The sequence below is a fragment of the Allosaccharopolyspora coralli genome, from assembly GCF_009664835.1.
GTDB classification, from domain to species: domain Bacteria; phylum Actinomycetota; class Actinomycetes; order Mycobacteriales; family Pseudonocardiaceae; genus Allosaccharopolyspora; species Allosaccharopolyspora coralli.
In genome coordinates this window covers 3,855,705-3,871,764 of the sequence record NZ_CP045929.1, presented here as the reverse complement: position 1 = coordinate 3,871,764, position 16,060 = coordinate 3,855,705, and the positions used below count along the sequence as shown (strand labels likewise).

General features: G+C 68.4%; 16 protein-coding genes. 14 read left to right on the top strand and 2 right to left on the bottom strand.

Features of this window, described 5'->3' with window-relative positions; all coding sequences use genetic code 11:
• The first annotated feature begins 61 nt into the window (after window positions 1-61).
• The 10 genes from GIY23_RS18010 (at window position 62) to GIY23_RS17965 (ending at window position 9,725) form a co-directional block, all read left to right on the top strand.
• Window positions 62-1,744, top strand: coding sequence for a sodium:solute symporter family protein (locus GIY23_RS18010; protein WP_154077737.1), 1,683 nt, complete (start codon window positions 62-64; stop codon window positions 1,742-1,744).
• Window positions 1,745-1,757: 13 nt separating this feature from the next.
• Entirely contained in the window at window positions 1,758-2,036 is a 279-nt protein-coding gene (locus tag GIY23_RS18005) for a hypothetical protein (protein ID WP_154077736.1), read from the top strand.
• A 197-nt stretch (window positions 2,037-2,233) separates the two neighbouring features.
• Window positions 2,234-3,745, top strand: coding sequence for an aldehyde dehydrogenase family protein (locus GIY23_RS18000; protein ID WP_154077735.1), 1,512 nt, complete (start codon window positions 2,234-2,236; stop codon window positions 3,743-3,745).
• 288 nt (window positions 3,746-4,033) lie between these two features.
• Window positions 4,034-5,029: a dihydroxyacetone kinase subunit DhaK gene (gene dhaK / locus GIY23_RS17995; RefSeq protein ID WP_154077734.1), complete on the top strand. Its 996-nt coding sequence runs from the start codon at window positions 4,034-4,036 to the stop codon at window positions 5,027-5,029.
• A 26-nt stretch (window positions 5,030-5,055) separates the two neighbouring features.
• Window positions 5,056-5,691, top strand: coding sequence for a dihydroxyacetone kinase subunit DhaL (gene dhaL, locus GIY23_RS17990; protein ID WP_154077733.1), 636 nt, complete (start codon window positions 5,056-5,058; stop codon window positions 5,689-5,691).
• Window positions 5,688-6,374 carry a dihydroxyacetone kinase phosphoryl donor subunit DhaM gene (gene dhaM, locus GIY23_RS17985; RefSeq protein ID WP_154077732.1) on the top strand — a complete coding sequence of 229 codons (687 nt, stop codon included), beginning with the start codon at window positions 5,688-5,690 and terminating at the stop codon, window positions 6,372-6,374. The genes dhaL and dhaM overlap by 4 nt, the downstream gene beginning before the upstream one ends.
• A gap of 222 nt (window positions 6,375-6,596) precedes the next feature.
• Entirely contained in the window at window positions 6,597-7,556 is a 960-nt protein-coding gene (locus GIY23_RS17980; protein WP_154077731.1) for a hypothetical protein, read from the top strand.
• A gap of 30 nt (window positions 7,557-7,586) precedes the next feature.
• Window positions 7,587-7,889: a hypothetical protein gene (locus GIY23_RS22700; RefSeq protein ID WP_187351928.1), complete on the top strand. Its 303-nt coding sequence runs from the start codon at window positions 7,587-7,589 to the stop codon at window positions 7,887-7,889.
• Window positions 7,890-7,917: 28 nt separating this feature from the next.
• Window positions 7,918-8,667, top strand: a complete 750-nt coding sequence (locus tag GIY23_RS17970; RefSeq protein WP_154077730.1) for an alpha/beta hydrolase — start codon at window positions 7,918-7,920, stop codon at window positions 8,665-8,667.
• Window positions 8,668-8,933: 266 nt separating this feature from the next.
• The gene (locus GIY23_RS17965) at window positions 8,934-9,725 is read left to right on the top strand and encodes an alpha/beta fold hydrolase (protein WP_154077729.1); all 792 of its coding nucleotides are present in this window, start codon (window positions 8,934-8,936) and stop codon (window positions 9,723-9,725) included.
• Window positions 9,726-9,733: 8 nt separating this feature from the next.
• Here the strand turns inward: GIY23_RS17965 and GIY23_RS23320 are convergent, their stop codons facing one another.
• Window positions 9,734-11,344, bottom strand: coding sequence for a M protein (locus tag GIY23_RS23320; protein ID WP_154077728.1), 1,611 nt, complete (start codon window positions 11,342-11,344; stop codon window positions 9,734-9,736).
• Between the two features lie 188 nt (window positions 11,345-11,532).
• Between GIY23_RS23320 and GIY23_RS17955 the strand changes: the two genes are divergently transcribed.
• Both GIY23_RS17955 and GIY23_RS17950 read left to right on the top strand, forming a co-directional pair.
• Entirely contained in the window at window positions 11,533-11,919 is a 387-nt protein-coding gene (locus GIY23_RS17955; RefSeq protein WP_228717369.1) for an SPW repeat protein, read from the top strand.
• 130 nt (window positions 11,920-12,049) lie between these two features.
• The gene (locus GIY23_RS17950) at window positions 12,050-12,664 is read left to right on the top strand and encodes a TetR/AcrR family transcriptional regulator (RefSeq protein WP_154077727.1); all 615 of its coding nucleotides are present in this window, start codon (window positions 12,050-12,052) and stop codon (window positions 12,662-12,664) included.
• Between the two features lie 125 nt (window positions 12,665-12,789).
• Here GIY23_RS17950 and mce read toward each other — a convergent pair whose 3' ends face one another.
• Window positions 12,790-13,233, bottom strand: coding sequence for a methylmalonyl-CoA epimerase (gene mce / locus GIY23_RS17945; protein ID WP_154077726.1), 444 nt, complete (start codon window positions 13,231-13,233; stop codon window positions 12,790-12,792).
• Between the two features lie 167 nt (window positions 13,234-13,400).
• Here mce and GIY23_RS17940 point away from each other — a divergent pair, with 167 nt between their 5' ends.
• Together GIY23_RS17940 and GIY23_RS17935 are read left to right on the top strand one after the other, a co-directional pair.
• On the top strand, window positions 13,401-14,402 hold the full coding sequence (locus GIY23_RS17940; protein WP_154077725.1) for a hypothetical protein: 1,002 nt from the start codon (window positions 13,401-13,403) through the stop codon (window positions 14,400-14,402).
• A gap of 409 nt (window positions 14,403-14,811) precedes the next feature.
• Window positions 14,812-15,999: an acetyl-CoA C-acetyltransferase gene (locus tag GIY23_RS17935; RefSeq protein ID WP_154077724.1), complete on the top strand. Its 1,188-nt coding sequence runs from the start codon at window positions 14,812-14,814 to the stop codon at window positions 15,997-15,999.
• Window positions 16,000-16,060: the final 61 nt, after the last annotated feature.

Genomic DNA, 16,060 nt, shown 5'->3' with positions numbered 1-16,060 from the left:
CGCTCGCTTCGCATCTGTGGTGAATATCGTTTGAGTTTGTTGGATCTGGAGGTGGGGTAGCGTGCATGTGCTGGCCCAGGAGCAGCTGCGGCTCGACGCGAGCGCGGTGGACTACGTACTGCTCGCGCTCTACTTCGCGTTCGTGCTCGGGATCGGGCTGCTCGCGCGACGGTCGGTGTCGAGCAGTCTCGACTTCTTCCTGTCCGGGCGGTCGCTGCCGGCGTGGGTGACCGGTCTGGCGTTCATCGCCGCGAACCTCGGTGCCATCGAGATCATCGGCATGTCGGCGAACGGTGCCGAGTACGGCATGCCGACGATGCACTACTTCTGGGTCGGTGCGGTCCCGGCGATGCTGTTCCTCGGCATCGTGATGATGCCGTTCTACTACGGGTCGAAGGTCCGCAGTGTTCCCGAGTTCATGCTCCGGCGATTCGGCAAGCCCGCGCACCTCGTCAACGGCATCAGCTTCGCCGTGGCCCAGGTCCTCATCGCGGGCATCAACCTGTTCCTGCTCGCCAGCATCGTCAACGTGCTGCTCGGCTGGCCACTGTGGGTCTCGGTGGTCGTCGCCGCGCTCATCGTCCTCAGCTACACCGCGCTCGGCGGACTCTCGGCCGCGATCTACAACGAGGTGCTGCAGTTCTTCGTCATCGTCGCCGCGCTGCTGCCGTTGACGATCGTCGGGCTTACCAAGGTCGGTGGTTGGCAGGGGCTGGTCGACCGAGTCGCGGCAGGTCCGGGTGGTAGCGAGCAACTCTCCGCGTGGCCCGCGAACGAACTGACCGGCTTCACCAACAGCTTCCTCAGCGTGCTCGGCGTCGTGTTCGGTCTCGGTTTCGTCCTCGCCTTTGGCTACTGGACGACGAACTTCGTCGAGGTCCAGCGCGCGATGGCGTCCAAGAGCATGTCCGCCGCGCAGCGCACCCCGATCATCGGTGCGTTCCCGAAGCTGCTCATCCCGTTCATCGTCGTGATCCCGGGAATGATCGCGGCGGTGTCCGTGCAGGACATGGTGGCCTACAAGGCAACGGGCGAGGGCAACGTCGACTACAACGACGCGATCCTGCTGCTCATGCGGGACCTGCTTCCCAACGGGATTCTCGGTATCGCCCTGGCCGGTCTGCTCGCCTCGTTCATGGCCGGGATGGCCGCGAACCTGAGCTCGTTCAACACGGTGTTCACCTACGACATCTGGCAGGCCTACGTCGTCAAGGACCGCGAGGACGAGTACTACCTCGGTATGGGGCGCTGGGTGACCGTCGGCGGCACGGTCGCCGCCATCGGCACCGCCTTCATCGCCGCCGGGTACTCCAACCTGATGGACTACCTGCAGCAGCTGTTCTCGTTTTTCAACGCGCCGCTGTTCGCCACCTTCATCCTCGGCATGTTCTGGAAGCGCATGACCCCGACTGCCGGGTGGCTCGGTCTGGTACTCGGAACGGTCTCGGCGATCGCGGTCTTCGCGCTCGCCGAAACCGGAGTGCTGGACCTGCCCGGTCAAGGCGCGAGTTTCGTCGGTGCGGGCGCCGCGTTCGTCGTCGACGTGGTGGTCAGCGTCGTGGTCAGCTACATGACCCGGCCCAAACCGGACTCCGAACTGGAAGGCCTGGTGTACTCGTTGACACCGAAGGAGAAGCGCACGGCGTCCACGACCGGCGAGGACGCGGGCTGGTACCGCAGGCCGGCGCTGCTTGCGGGCATCGTGCTGGTGATCACCATCGCGCTCAACTTCATGTTCGGCTGACGGGAGGCGACTCATGACAACTCAGGTGAATCGCAGCGGCCACGCCGCAGGAGCTTTCGACGTCCGGTTGATCATCGCGATGCTGTTCGCGATCTATGGCGCGGTTCTCGTCGGGATGGGTGTGCTGGCGACGTCGGAGGAGGACATCGCGAAGGCCGCGGGCACGAACATCAACTTGTGGTCCGGCATCGGGATGCTCGTGTTCGCCGCGTTGTTCACCGCGTGGGCGCGGCTGCGGCCGATCATCGTGCCGGACGCGCCCGATGCGGAAGAGCCCTCGGAGCAGCCCTGAGCGCGGGACCGAGCGTGACAGCAAGGGAACCTTCCGGTCACTGATGACAGGAAGGTTCCCTTGCTGTCGTCGAGACGCGGCCGGAACGTCCGGTGTGGTGAATTAGTGCTGTCTTCGCGGTGGCGGTCGATACCGCAGCCTCACGGACTTCCGTAGGCTGCGTCGCAGGAACGATCGACGAGCGGTGGGAGGCGCGCATGACGGCGGAGGTATCGACCGAGACCGGTGATGGAGCGGCCACGAACGGTGTCCCGACCTTCGAGTCTCTCGACCCCCGAACAGGCGAGGTCGTCGACACCTACCCGGTGCACGACGCCGACCACGTCGACAAGGCCGTGCAACGGGCGCGGGACGCCCAGCAATGGTGGGCAGACCTGGGCTTCTCGGGCCGTAAGCAGCGACTCGATCAGTGGCGCAAGCTTCTCGTCCGTCGCCTCGACGAGGGCGCCGGAGTGATCTGCGCCGAAACCGGCAAGCCGATCGACGACGCGCGGCTCGAACTCGTGCTCGTCGTCGACCATCTGGCCTGGGCCGCGGCGAACGCCGAGAAGGTGCTCAAACGTCGCAAGGTCTCGTCGGGCCTGCTCATGGTGAACCAGGCCTCGACCGTCGAATACCACCCGCACGGCGTCGTCGGAGTCATCGGCCCGTGGAACTACCCGGCGTTCACCCCGATGGGCTCGATCGCCTACGCGCTGGCAGCGGGCAACTCGGTGGTGTTCAAACCGAGCGAGCTCACACCCGGTGTCGGTGCGTGGTTGGCTCGCACGTTCGAGGAAGCCGTGCCGGATCAGCCGGTGTTCACCGTCGTCACCGGATTCGGCGAGACCGGTGCGGCGTTGTGTCGTTCCGGGGTGAACAAACTGGCGTTTACCGGCTCCACCGCGACCGGCAAGCGTGTCATGGCCACCTGCGCGGAAACGCTGACGCCGGTGCTGCTGGAGGCGGGCGGCAAGGACGCGTTCATCGTCGACGAGGACGCCGACCTGCGTGCTGCGGCCGAAGCGGCCGTGTGGGGTGCGATGTCGAACGCGGGTCAGACCTGCGTCGGCGTGGAACGCGCCTACGTCGTCGACGCGGTCGCCGACAAGTTCCTCGATCAGGTGGCCACCATGGCGGCCGAGCTGCGGCCCGGCGGTGAACCGCAGGCGAACCTCGGGCCGATCACGATGGCCTCGCAGGTCGAGGTGATCCGCCGTCATGTGGACGACGCGTTGGAACGTGGCGCGCGAGCGGTCGTCGGCGGAAGCCACTCGGTGCGGGCACCGTTCGTGGAGCCGGTGGTGCTCACCGACGTGCCGCCGGAAGCGGACGTCAACCTCGACGAGACGTTCGGCCCGACGATCGTGGTGCAGCGGGTGCGCGACGTCGACGAGGCGATCGACCTGTCGAACCGGAGCCGCTTCGGACTCGGCGCGACCATCTTCTCCCGATCGCGGGGCGCGGACCTGGCACGGCGTATTCGAGCCGGGATGGTGGCCGTGAACGGCATCATCGCGTTCGCGGCCGTGCCCGCTCTGCCGTTCGGTGGTATCGGTGACTCCGGCTTCGGGCGTATCCACGGCGAGGACGGGCTGCGCGAGTTCACTCGGCCGCAAGCCGTGACGCGAGCGAAGTTCAGGATGCCGATCAATCCGATGACGTTCAAACGCTCGCCGCGCACGGTGCGCAGGCTGATGCGGCTGGTGCGCCTCATGCACGGTCGCTGAGCAGTCGCTCCCGGTCTCGAACGAGCGAATGGCGCTCTCGCCTCCCACCGCAGGCGAGAGCGCCGTTTCATGTCTGCTGTGCTGCCGCGTGACAGGAAGGGAACATTCCGCGCACAGATGACAGGAATGTTCCCTTCCTGTCACGCCGTGCCGACCGGCCGGAGGTGGCGATCGTGGCGCGGGCGCGGGAACCTTCGAGGGAGTGATCGGAATGGTCCCTTACCGTGGGGAACCCGGTCGTCGCGCAGAGTGCCGGCCGAGGTGATCCGAGCCGCGAGGAGACGAGTGATGAAGAAGATCATCAACGAGCCGGCGACAGTGGTCGCGGACGCTGTCCGGGGAATGGCCCTTGCCCACCCGGACCTGTTGCGTGTGCGGCACGATCCGTCGGTGATCATCCGCGCGGACGCGCCGGTGCGTGGCTCGGTGGCGGTCGTGTCCGGCGGCGGGTCCGGCCACGAGCCGTTGCACGGCGGTTTCGTCGGCCCCGGCATGCTCAGCGCGGCTGTGCCGGGCGAGGTCTTCACCTCTCCGACTCCCGACGCGGTCCAAGCGGCCGTGTCCGAGACCGATGGCGGGACGGGAACGCTGCTGGTGGTGAAGAACTACACGGGAGACGTGCTCAACTTCGAGACTGCCGCCGAACTCGCCGCCGCCGATGGGCTCGACGTGCGCACTGTGGTCGTCGACGACGACGTCGCCGTCAAGGACTCGACGCACACGGCCGGGCGTCGCGGCGTCGGCGGCACGGTGATGGTCGAGAAGATCGCCGGAGCGGCGGCGGCGCGCGGTGACGATCTGGACCGTTGCGAGGAACTCGCCCGCAGAGTCGTCTCCCGGGTCCGGTCGATGGGGATGGCATTGAGCGCTCCCACCGTGCCGCACGCGGGCGAACCGAGCTTCACGCTCTCGGAGCATGAAATGGAGATCGGGATCGGCATCCACGGGGAGCCGGGCAGGCATCGGGTTCCGTTGGAGAACGCCGACGGAATCGTGCGTCGTCTGCTCGATCCGATCCTGGAGGACCTGCCGTTCGGGGACGGCGACGAGGTGCTGCTGTTCACCAACTCGATGGGCGGCACACCGCCGCTGGAGCTCTATCTCGCACACGGCATCGCCGAGTCGGTCCTGGCCGAACGCGGTGTCCAGGTGCGGCGCAGGCTCGTCGGACCGTTCACCACGAGTCTGGAAATGCAGGGCATGAGTCTGACCCTGTTGAAACTGGACGACGAATTGCTCGAACTGTGGGACGCGCCGGTGCACACGGTCGCACTCCGCTGGTGAACCACGAACCGACGAGAGGGACTCGAATGAGCTGTACGGCGAGCGACGTCGTCGAGGCGTTGCGATCCGGGGCGGCGACGGTCGCCGAACACCGGGACGAACTGGTCCGGCTCGACCGGGAGATCGGTGACGCCGATCATGGGGAGAACATGGACCGGGGTTTCCGTGCCGTGCTGACGGCGGTGGAGCAGATGGACGTCGACTCGGAGTCACCGGGTGCGGTGCTGAAAAAGGCCGCAACCACGCTGATTTCCACTGTGGGTGGTGCGTCGGGGCCGCTGTACGGCACCGCGTTCCTGCGGGCTGCGACGGCGGTGACCGATCTGGACGAACTCGACGGGTCCGCGGTCGCCGGTGCGTTGCAAGCGGGGCTGGAAGGCGTGACGGCTCGGGGTAAAGCCGTCACCGGCGACAAGACCATGGTCGACGCGTTGTCTCCTGCGGTGGAGGCGGCTAAGGCGGCGGCCGCCTCGGGTGAGGGGCCATCCGGTGTGTTGGCCGCTGCCTCGGACGCGGCCCACCAGGGGGTCGCGGCGACCGAACCGCTCGTGGCCCGCAAGGGGCGGGCTTCGTATCTCGGAGAGCGCAGCGCCGGACACACCGACCCCGGTGCTCGATCGACTGCGTTGCTGCTCAGCGCGTTCGCCAGGAGGCAGGCATGAGCGTCGGACTCGTCGTCGTTTCACACAGCACGCGACTCGCCGAGGGCATTGTCGAGGTCGCGACCCAGATGGCACCGGAAGTGCGTGTCGTGGCAGCCGGCGGATTGCCGAGCGGGGAGATCGGAACGGACTTCGAGCAGGTCTCCGCCGCACTGTCCGATGCGGACACGGGCTGGGGTGTGGTGCTGTTGTTCGACCTCGGCAGTGCCCAGATGACAGCGGACCTCGCCGTCGAAGCCTTGGGTGACCCGGACACGGCGATCGTCGTGGACGCGCCGTTGGTCGAGGGCGCGGTCGCAGCGGCAGTGAAAGCTCAGGGCGGCGCCGTGCTCGCGGAGGTCGCCCGGGCCGCGACATCCGCTGCTGTCTCCGACGTCGCCGGATCGGCGGAGACGGAGACAGCCGCCCCGGCCGAGTCCGAGGTTCGCAGAGAGCTGGTGCTGGACAACGAGGTCGGGTTGCACGCGCGGCCTGCGGCACTCGTGGCGCGGTCGCTGGCCGGTGTTCAGGCGAACGTGGTTCTCGCTTTCGACGACAAGGAAGCCGATGCTGCGAGCGTGCTCGGCGTGATGGGCCTCGGTGCCCGCAAAGGCGACCGGATCGAGGTACGCGCCACCGGCCCGGACGCCGAGGACGCTGTGGACAGCATCCGCGACCTCGCTGCCCGCAACTTCGACGAGTAGACAGCAAGAGGTGCGACATCCTCTCGACGCTGTCCTCGTCAGGCACGAGGTGAGAACCCGCCGGTGGCTGGTCTGTGCAGACTGGCGACACAACCCTCGGCGCACTGTGGCTGCCAGAGCCTCAATCCGCGCGTGACAGTAAGGGAACTTTCCTGTCACCGGTGACAGGAAAGTTCCCTTACTGTCATCCTCCGGCGGGCAGGCGGCCGATACAGTGGCCGCATGCGGCGGCGGGTGCGGGACGTGTTGGTCGTGCTGGGGCTGGCCGCTGTGCTCGCCGGCTGTGCCGCGTCGGCGCCGGACAGACAAGGCCGGGCGGCTCCTCGCGAGACCGCTGCGACGGCCCTCGGTGATCTGCGCACAGTGGACCCTTGTTCGCTCGCCGACGCGGGTGCCTGGAACGAGTTCGGCCGCGTCGAGCGCGCCGCGACCGTCTCCCTCGACTACTGTCTCCTGCGGATCACGCGCGACGAGACCGTGATCGGTGTGTCGTTCGGTGAGCTCGCCCGGAACGTACCGACGGCGGGAAACCCCGTGCGGCGGCATGGTGGCGTGCGCATCGTCGAAGAAACTCCGTTGCCGGGGCATTGCGCCCGGCACGTCGTCCTGGCGGACGGAACGTCCGTCGAAGTCAGCGCTGATCTTCGGGCGGGCGGTTCGGGAGCCGGCCTGTGCGGAGTCGCCGATACCGGCGCGCAGGCGATCGCGGACTCTCTGTCGGAGCACACGGTGCGGCACCGCGAGTTCCCCTCGAACTCGTTGGCCCTCGTGGATGCCTGTGACGGCATTGCCCCGAACGTGATGCAGGACATTCCCGGCCTCGAAACCGCCCAGCCACGTCGTTCGCCGTCGACGCACCAGTGCCGGTGGGGGCAGGAACGGTCGGACGCCACGCGGGTGCAGATTCTGCACACGGCGGGCGCGCCCCCAGCTGTGCTGCATTCCGCCGCCGTCGAGGAACGGATCGCGAATCGCCGCACCGTGCTCAGTGTCGTCGGAGGGGATCCGTCGGTGCCTCTGTGTTCGGCGGAGACCGCCCACGTCCCGTTCGGTCCGCCCGAGAACGGTGAGACGGAAGTCGCCATGATCGTCGTGGCAGTGCCGGGCGAGACCGGCAGTGGGGCATGTGAGTATGCGCGAGGGCTTGCCGAGCGGGTGTGGCCGAACCTGCCACCGATCTGATCCCGCCCGGACACCGGATACCGTGGTGGCGTGCCACGCCGGAACCGCGAGCGACGCTCCGCCCCGAGGTCGGGGCCGCGGCCTGTCGGCGCCGCGCTCGGAGCGTCCCGCGTCGAGCCGGGCCCGGACGGTGACTGGATGGTGCGCAGCGTTCCCGCCGCTCAGGCGACCAAGACGTATCGATGCCCCGGATGTGATCACGAGATCCGGCCGGGTATCCCGCACGTGGTCGCTTGGCCTGCGGATCACGGCGGCGCGGAGGAACGCAGGCACTGGCACGGCGGCTGTTGGCACGCGCGTCATCGTCGCGGGCCCACCCGCCGCTGGTCGTGACGTCGCCGACCCGTGCGAGGATCGGAACGTGAGTACCGAAATCCGCGCCAACACCGTGCTGCCCGGCCGCCGCGAACCGATCACCCTGCACACGGCCGACGGTCTGGAACTGATCGGTGAGCTGTCGTTGCCGCAAGCACGCGAGCCACGCGCGACTCTCGTGTGTCTGCACCCGTTGCCTACTCACGGCGGGATGATGGACTCACACATCTACCGCAAGGCGGCGTTCCGGTTGCCCGCACTGGCGGACATGGCGGTGCTGCGGTTCAACTCGCGGGGCACGGCGAGCGAGGCGGGTCGCAGTCAGGGCTCGTTCGATCACGGCGACTCGGAACGCTACGACGTGGCCGCGGCCCTGGAGTACGCGGAGTTCCACGACCTACCGAACGTGTGGCTCGTAGGCTGGTCGTTCGGCACGGACCTCACGCTCGTCCACGGCCTCGACCCGCTCGTGCAAGGAGCGGTGCTCATTTCGCCGCCGTTGCGCTGGAGCGGGGAGGAGCACCTGCACGCCTGGCGGGATTCGGGCAAACCGGTGCATGCGCTGATCCCGGAACTCGACGACTACCTGCAGCCGGAGGAAGCGCAGCGCCGCTTCGCCCCGCTGGCGCAGGCCCAGGTCACCGGCTTCCCCGGCACGAAGCATCTGTGGGTCGGCAAGGCCGAGCAGGCACTCGACGCGATGGTGCAAGCCGTCGCGCCGGAGGTGCCGACGCCGTTGCCGCGCACGTGGGACGGCGAGTACGAGACGCGTCAGGTCACGATCGTCAACTCCTAACCGGCTTCGCACCGACACGGCGGCGGAGTGACGGCCTCCGCCCGTCGTGCCTGTCGTGACGCCCGCTGACGCCACACACGCGGTGCTCGGTGACAGTAAGGGAACTTTCCTGTCACCGGTGACAGGAAAGTTCCCTTACTGTCACGCGGATTGAGGCTGTGGTCAGGCACTGTTCCGAAACGGAACCACCAACGCAGAGCACTTCGCGTCTCTTTACTGTCGCGCGCCGCTGCCGTGGGTGGGGCAGTGTCAGGCACCATGGCGGGGTGCATTTCATCGAATCCGGCGTGGGCCCACCGCTTGTGCTGCTGCACGCCTTTCCGCTGGACGCCCGCATGTGGAGCGCCGCCCGCGGGAAGCTGGAGAATCAGGCGCGCATCATCACCCCTGATCAGCGGGGCCTGGGAGAGTCGCCGCTGACCGAGTCGGACGCACCCGGGGACGTGGCGGAGCCGGATCTCGACTCCGTCGCCGCAGACGTTCTGGCCCTGCTCGACGTTCTCGACGTCCCCCGCGCGGTGGTCGGTGGATGCTCGATGGGCGGCTATGTGGCGATGGCGCTGCTGCGTGCCGCGCCCGAACGAGTCAGCGGCTTGCTGCTGGCGGACACGAAGTGCGCGGCCGACGACGAGTCCCAGCGTGCGACCCGCCTCAACGTCGCCGAGCGCGCCGAGCAGGACGGAACCGACGGGTGGCTGGCCGAGTCGATGCTGCCGAACTTGCTGGGCGAGACCACGCGCTCCCAGCGAGCCGAAGTCGTCTCTCGCACCCGCGAACTGGTCGAGACGCAACCGGCTGCGGGGGTGTCCTGGGCGCAACGAGCGATGGCCGCGCGTCCGGACAATGCCTCGGTGCTGCGCGAATTCTCGGGGCCGTCGCTGGTGGTCGTCGGGCAGGAGGACTGGCTGAGCCCGGTCGGTGACGCCGACACGATGACCGAGCTATTGCCGAACGCCGAGCAGGTAGTCGTCCCCCGCACCGGGCATTTGTCGCCGCTCGAAGACCCGGACGAGTTCGCCCGAGTGGTCGGCGACTGGCTGGAGATCGTAGCGGAGTGACCCGACGGTCAGCTGCTGCGTGACCGGTTCCCCGTGGACGCGTCCACCTTCGTGGAACCGCCGTTGTCGGGATTGTGCGCCGGGTGTTTCATCCTGCGGGTCGGCTGGTCGAACGGGTTTCCGTTCTGCCGCAGGTCGTCACGGTCGATCTTGTCGGTCGCGGCGTCGACATCCTGTGAGTTCCCCGGTGCCGGGCCGGACTTCCCGCTCGAACCGGACGTCGAGGACGTCTCGTCGGGATTCTGATTGCGACGGTCCGTGGCGATCGAGTCCGCCGCCTGTTTGCGGACGTCCTCGCGGGCCTGCTCGGAGGCCTCGCGAAGCTTCTCCTCCTCGACGTCCTCGTTTTCGAGCCGGTCGAGCAGCGGTGTGGTCTGGTCGAGCAGCCCCACCGCGTCCCGCAGTTTCGCGGCGACCGTGTTGCGCAGTTCCGACAGCGAGGCCACCTGCTTGTCGGCGAGTGCGACCCGGCGACGGCATTCCTCGGTCGTCTCGCCGAGGCGCTTTTCCGCGTCGGCGCGGGCCTCGTCGACGAGTCGGGTACTTTCCTCCTCGGCCTGAGCTGTGCGGGTCGCTGCCCGGGTGTCGGCGTCGGAGACGAGCAGGCTCGCCTTCTCGGTGGCGTCCGCGACCAGCTTCTCCGCCTTGTCGGTGCTGTCCTTGTCCCGCTTCTCGGCGCCGGCGATGCTGTCGCGTTCGCGCTGCTCGGCGGCTTCGGTGCTCTCTCGGGTGACGCGCTCGGCCCGTTCGTCCGTCTCTCGGGTGACCCGCTGGGTGTACTCGTCGGCCTCTCGGGTGACGCGCCCCGCGTACTCGTCGGTCTCGCTCGTGACCCGCTCGGAGTACTCGGTGGCCTCCTGGTGCAGTCGGTTCGACTCGTCGGTCGCCTCGCGGACGCGACGGTGCGCCTCTTGCGTCCCTTCCCGGAGCCTGCGGTTGGCCTCCTCGGTGGCGTCCCGTACCCGGCGCTCGGCCTCCGACTTGCTGGTCGATTCCTGCTCGGCGAGGTGGCGCATCGCTTCGGTGCGCCGCGCGGCCATCGCGACCTCGAAGTCTTCTTCGACCTGGGTGCGCCGGGCTTCCGACTCCTCGTCGAGCTTCGCCGCTTCGGCCTTCGCCGCGTCGGTCAGCCGCTCGCCTTCCGCGCGAGCCGCGTCCATGGCGGCGGTGTGTTCGGACTCCATCTCGGTGCGCCGCGCGTCCAGCTCGGCGATCAGCTTTTCGTACCGGGTGCGGAGTGCGCTGGCCTCGCGCTCGGCCCGGCTGCGCGTGTCGGCGGCGTCGTTCTCGGCGCGTGTCCGGATGTCGTTGGCCTCGTCCTGTGCGAGCCGCAACATGCGCTGGAGTCGTTCGCTGAGCCCTTCCAGCGTGGTCGGCGGCTTGGACAGCCGTTCGACCTGGCCACGGAGGTTCTCGATCTCGGTGCGCGCGGACTCGAGCTGTCGCGACAGATCCCCGGCCTGGGAGACCGCGGCGTCGCGATCGGAGCTGAGGATGCGCACGTCGGCGTCGACCCGTTCGAGGTGCTCGTCGACCTGGGCACGGTCGTAGCCACCCTTTCGAACGAGGTCGAAGCCTGATCCCAGTGGCAGCAGGTCACGGTCGTCGGCAAGGCCCATGCGTCCAACGCTACCTGGAACGTGGGCGTGCCGTGGGAGGTGCGGGTGAGGCGGTGGCAACTTTTCGTCCGCTCTCACGACCGCGGTGTTCGATCGGCCCGAGTGGACACCGGAAGGTGGACTTGACCGGCTGGCCAACCAAGACGACGATAGAGAGGTCGCACAGGGCACTGGTGGAGGTGATCGAGGTGGCCAGAAGAGCGAACGACGTGAAGTCCCAGCCGTGGATCCGGTGGCAGGACTGGGCCGCCGTGGCGTTGGGTGTGTACCTGATGCTCGCGACGTTGTGGACCACGACGACCGGGTCGGCGCTGTCGACGATGCTCGTCCTTGGCGCGCTCCTGGTGGTGGCGGCGGTGTGGTCGCTTGCCATGCCGGGGTCGATGGCGAGTGAGTACGCGCACATGGCGATCGGCGTACTGCTGTTCATCTCCCCCTGGGTGCTCGGCTACAGCGCGCTCGCCGGCGCGGCGTGGACCTCGTGGGTCGTCGGCATTCTCGCGGTCATCGCCGGTGGTGCCGCGTTGCCGGAGGCGACTGCCGCGCACCGAGGAGGAATGGCGAGTTCCCACTGAAGTGTGGCACATGATCGGTCGGCGCTGATCGGTCGACACAGTGGCAGCGCGGCTCCGGAGTGTTCGGGCCGCGCTGCCTGATGGTGGACTGTGCCGTGGCTCGACCGTGGTGTGTCTGGAGGTTCCCGCGATGCCCGAGGCGACCGGCTCGACCCCCTCCGAGGGAACCGGCACGGTGAACGAACCGGCATCACGGGAACGGATTCTCGCCGCGGCGGGCGCGCTGTTCGCCGAACGCGGCTTCGACGCGACGCCGACGTCCCGGATCGCCGAACACGCGGACGTGCCCAAGGGGCTCATTCACTACTATTTCCGCCGCAAGCAGGACCTGCTGGTCGCGCTGGTGGACCGGCTTCCGGACGAGCGCGTCGGCGCCGACGTCGCCGTCGCGGGCGACCTGCGGGGGAGTTTGCGGCGTCTGGTGCACCTGCTCGACGACCGGTTCGAGTCGTCGGTGCTGCTCAGTCACCTGCTGTGGCGGGAGGCCGACACGCACGCCGCGGTGCGGGACGCGCTGCAAGCACGGTTCGAGTTCGTCGTCGAGCGGTTTCGCGAGGTGATCGAGACCGCGTTGGCCGGTGGCTCCGGACGAGCCGAGACGCACACGGCGGCGTTGCTGCTCGCGCGTGCGGTCCACCATCGGCACTCGGTGTCTCGGCACGCGCCGGAGCAGGCGGCAGGGGACGACAAGCTGTTCGACGAGATCGACTTCGTGGCGTCCGCTTTGGAGGGTCGGGCGGGCTGAGTCCGCGCGTGGGTTCCCGAGTGCATTGGGGAACTGGCTCTTCTGCCCGTAGGGCACGGTCATACGTGACCAGCCTGGACAGGGCGCGGCGGTACAGGACCACCCATCCAGTTCCACTATGCCCTTCAGTCGCGTGCGGGTTCGACGAGTTCGACCAGCACGCCGCCCGCGTCCTTCGGGTGCACGAAATTGATGCGACTCTCGGCGGTGCCCCGGCGCGGCGCGTCGAACAGCAATCGCACGCCGTTGCCGCGCAAGGTGTCCGACGCGGCGTCGAGGTCGGTCACGCGGAACGCGAGTTGTTGCAGGCCAGGCCCGTTGCGGTCGAGGAACTTCGCGATGGTCGAGTCCTCCCGCAGCGGCGCGAGCAGCTGGATCTGCGTGGCGCCCGCGGCGTCGCCGGGGGCACGCAGCATCGCCTCCCGGACCCCCTGGTCGTCGTTGACTTCGCTGTGCGTGACTTCGAGTCCGAAAGTGTTGCGCTGGAAGGCGATCGCCTCGTCGAGGTCGGCGACGGCGATCCCGACGTGATCGACGGCGGTGACGAGTCCGGCGAGTTCCTGCTGCATGGGCGAAAGCGTAACTCCCACGCCGCCGCACGCCTCCCGCACGTTCACGCTCCGTTCGCGCCACGCCGTTCATCGTGCGCTGATCGTGCCGAATTGCTCTGATCAGTGGAGTGCACAGCGTCGCCGCACCCGCGACTATGTCGATGATTCACGGAAAGGAGCTGACTATGGACAACAAGCAACGATTACGGCGTCTCGTGGTGGCCGCCGCGGTCGCGACACTTGCCGGTGTGGCCGGGGGGCCGGGCGCGTTGGCCGCGGGTGACGACGGCGTGATCACTGGCGGAGGCGGCGACAACCCCCGCGAAGCCGACCTGAAACGGGAGCGCGCCCCAGTCCAGCCAGGGCCCTTGAAGTTCGGCGCCGAGTCCTACGACGCGGTCTCGTCGGCCGCGTCCAGTGCCGCTGGCAGCGCCGACTGCGACATCAGCGCCGACGCGGCCACCTACCTCACGCTCTCGCCGACCTGGCCGGAGGTCGCGGGCAACGGTGAGGCTCCGTCCCCGATGACCCTCTCACGCTACGACGACCAGACTTCCCTCGCCGATCCGGAACAGCGCGGCAACGGCCTGTTCTTCAACCCCGGGGTCGGGATGTGGCAGCTCGACTCCGCGGGCCTCGGCACCGAGGAAACCGCTGCCACCGCCATCGACTCGGTGTCCGCGGCGAAGACCATGGCTCCCTACATCGTCGGCAAGTACTGCTCCGCCGTCAGCGGCGGCTCGTCGGCCGCCGAGGCCCGAGCCGCTGCGTGGACCGACTGGCACGCCTGCGACGAAGGAGCGTGCGAGGACGTCTACCAGCGGTTGAGTTCCGACGGGCTCACCACCGACACCTCGGTGAAACGTCACGGCGGTGCCTCGGCGCGGGAGTGCACCTACGAGGGCACCACCTACGACTGCCTCTACGTCGACCCGTCGAAGGCCCAGGGCGCCGATGCGTGGACCGCACCTGACTTCGGCCCAGCGCCGCTGCCGGACCCGTTCTACGTGTTCACCTACACCGAGAACGGCACCGACTACGAAGTCCGCTACTGGCTCGACGCGGACTCCGGCGCCGGTGAAGACGTCTCCGCGTCCCGCGCCCTCGGAACGGACGCGAGGGACAGGCTGTCGTGGGAGACCGAGACCGACCTCTGTGACACGACCGCGGGCCGCGGAAACTGCTGATCCGCGACTGACAGGAAACGTGCGCGCGGGTTGATCCGCGTGGGTGGTTCGGTGGTGAAACCTCACCTCGCGGGTGGTTACGGGATCGTCGACATCGGGTAGCGACACAGTGCGTCGACGGTGTCCTCGGCAGCCGCGAGGTGAGCACCCGCGGCGGCTGGTGGGGAGGTAGAGGAACACGGTCGGCGCAATGTGCCTGACCGCGGTCCTCGATCCGTGCGAGCAAGGGAGCATTCCTGTCACCGGTGCGCGGAAAGTTCCCTTACTGTCATCCTGTGCTCCGACTCACACCGCTGCCCGGCGGTCGGACGTCGTACCCTCGGTGGATCGTGAGATCAGCGGCCACACCGGTGTGGACGTCCGCCGTCGCGGGTGGGTCGTGGACGAGTGGCATCCGGGAGGAGCACCAGTGGGAACGTCTGTGATCGTCGCCGGGGCGAGGACCCCGATGGGCCGGCTGCTCGGCTCGCTGAAGGGCTTCTCCGGCGCCCAGCTCGGAGGGGTCGCGATCAAGTCCGCGCTCGAACGCGCCGGGGTCGCACCTGAGCAGGTCCAGTACACGATCATGGGTCAGGTGCTCACCGCAGGCGCCGGGCAGATCCCCGCGCGTCAGGCGGCGGTCGAGGCCGGCGTCCCGATGGACGCCCCCGCGCTGACGATCAACAAGGTCTGCCTGTCCGGTCTCGACGCCATCGCCATGGCCGACCAGATGATCCGGGCAGGGGAGTTCGACGTCGTCGTCGCGGGTGGTCAGGAATCCATGACCCAGGCGCCGCACCTGCTCGGCAAGTCCCGTGAAGGCTTCAAGTACGGCGACGTGCAGATGCTCGACCACATGGCACACGACGGCCTGTTCTGCGCGTTCGACCAGGTCGCGATGGGCGTGTCGACGGAAAAATACAACTCCCGGTACGGCGTGACACGCGAGGAGCAGGACGCCTTCGCGGCCCGTTCGCACCAGCGTGCCGGAGCGGCCGCCGACAACGGCGTGTTCGCCGAGGAGATCGCGCCGGTCGGTGTTCCGCAGCGCAAGGGCGACCCAGTGATCGTCGACACCGACGAGGGTGTTCGCGCCGACACCACGGCAGAGGGGCTCGGCAAGCTGCGCCCGGCTTTCGCCGCGGACGGCACGATCACGGCCGGCTCGGCCTCCCAGATTTCCGACGGTGCCGCCGCCGTCGTCGTGATGAGCAAGACCAAAGCCGAGGAACTCGGTCTGAGCTGGCTGGCCGAGATCGGCGCGCACGGCGTCGTCGCCGGGCCGGACGCGAGCCTGCACGAGCAGCCCTCGAACGCTGTGCAGGCTGCCTGCGCGAAGGACGGCGTCGACGCTGCCGACCTCGACCTGCTCGAGATCAACGAGGCCTTCGCCGCGGTCGGCATCGTCTCGGCCCGCGCACTCGGTACCGACGAGGAGAAGGTCAACGTCAACGGTGGTGCCATTGCCCTCGGGCACCCGATCGGCATGTCCGGTGCTCGTCTGGCGTTGCACCTCGCGCTCGAGCTCCGGCGCCGCGGAGGCGGTTCCGGTGCTGCCGCGCTGTGCGGCGGTGGAGGGCAGGGCGACGCGCTCATCCTGCGCGTTCCCCGCGCCTGACCCGTCGACATCGCAGGTCAGGGTCGTCCCCGGGGTAACCCGGAGATGACCCTGAACCGTG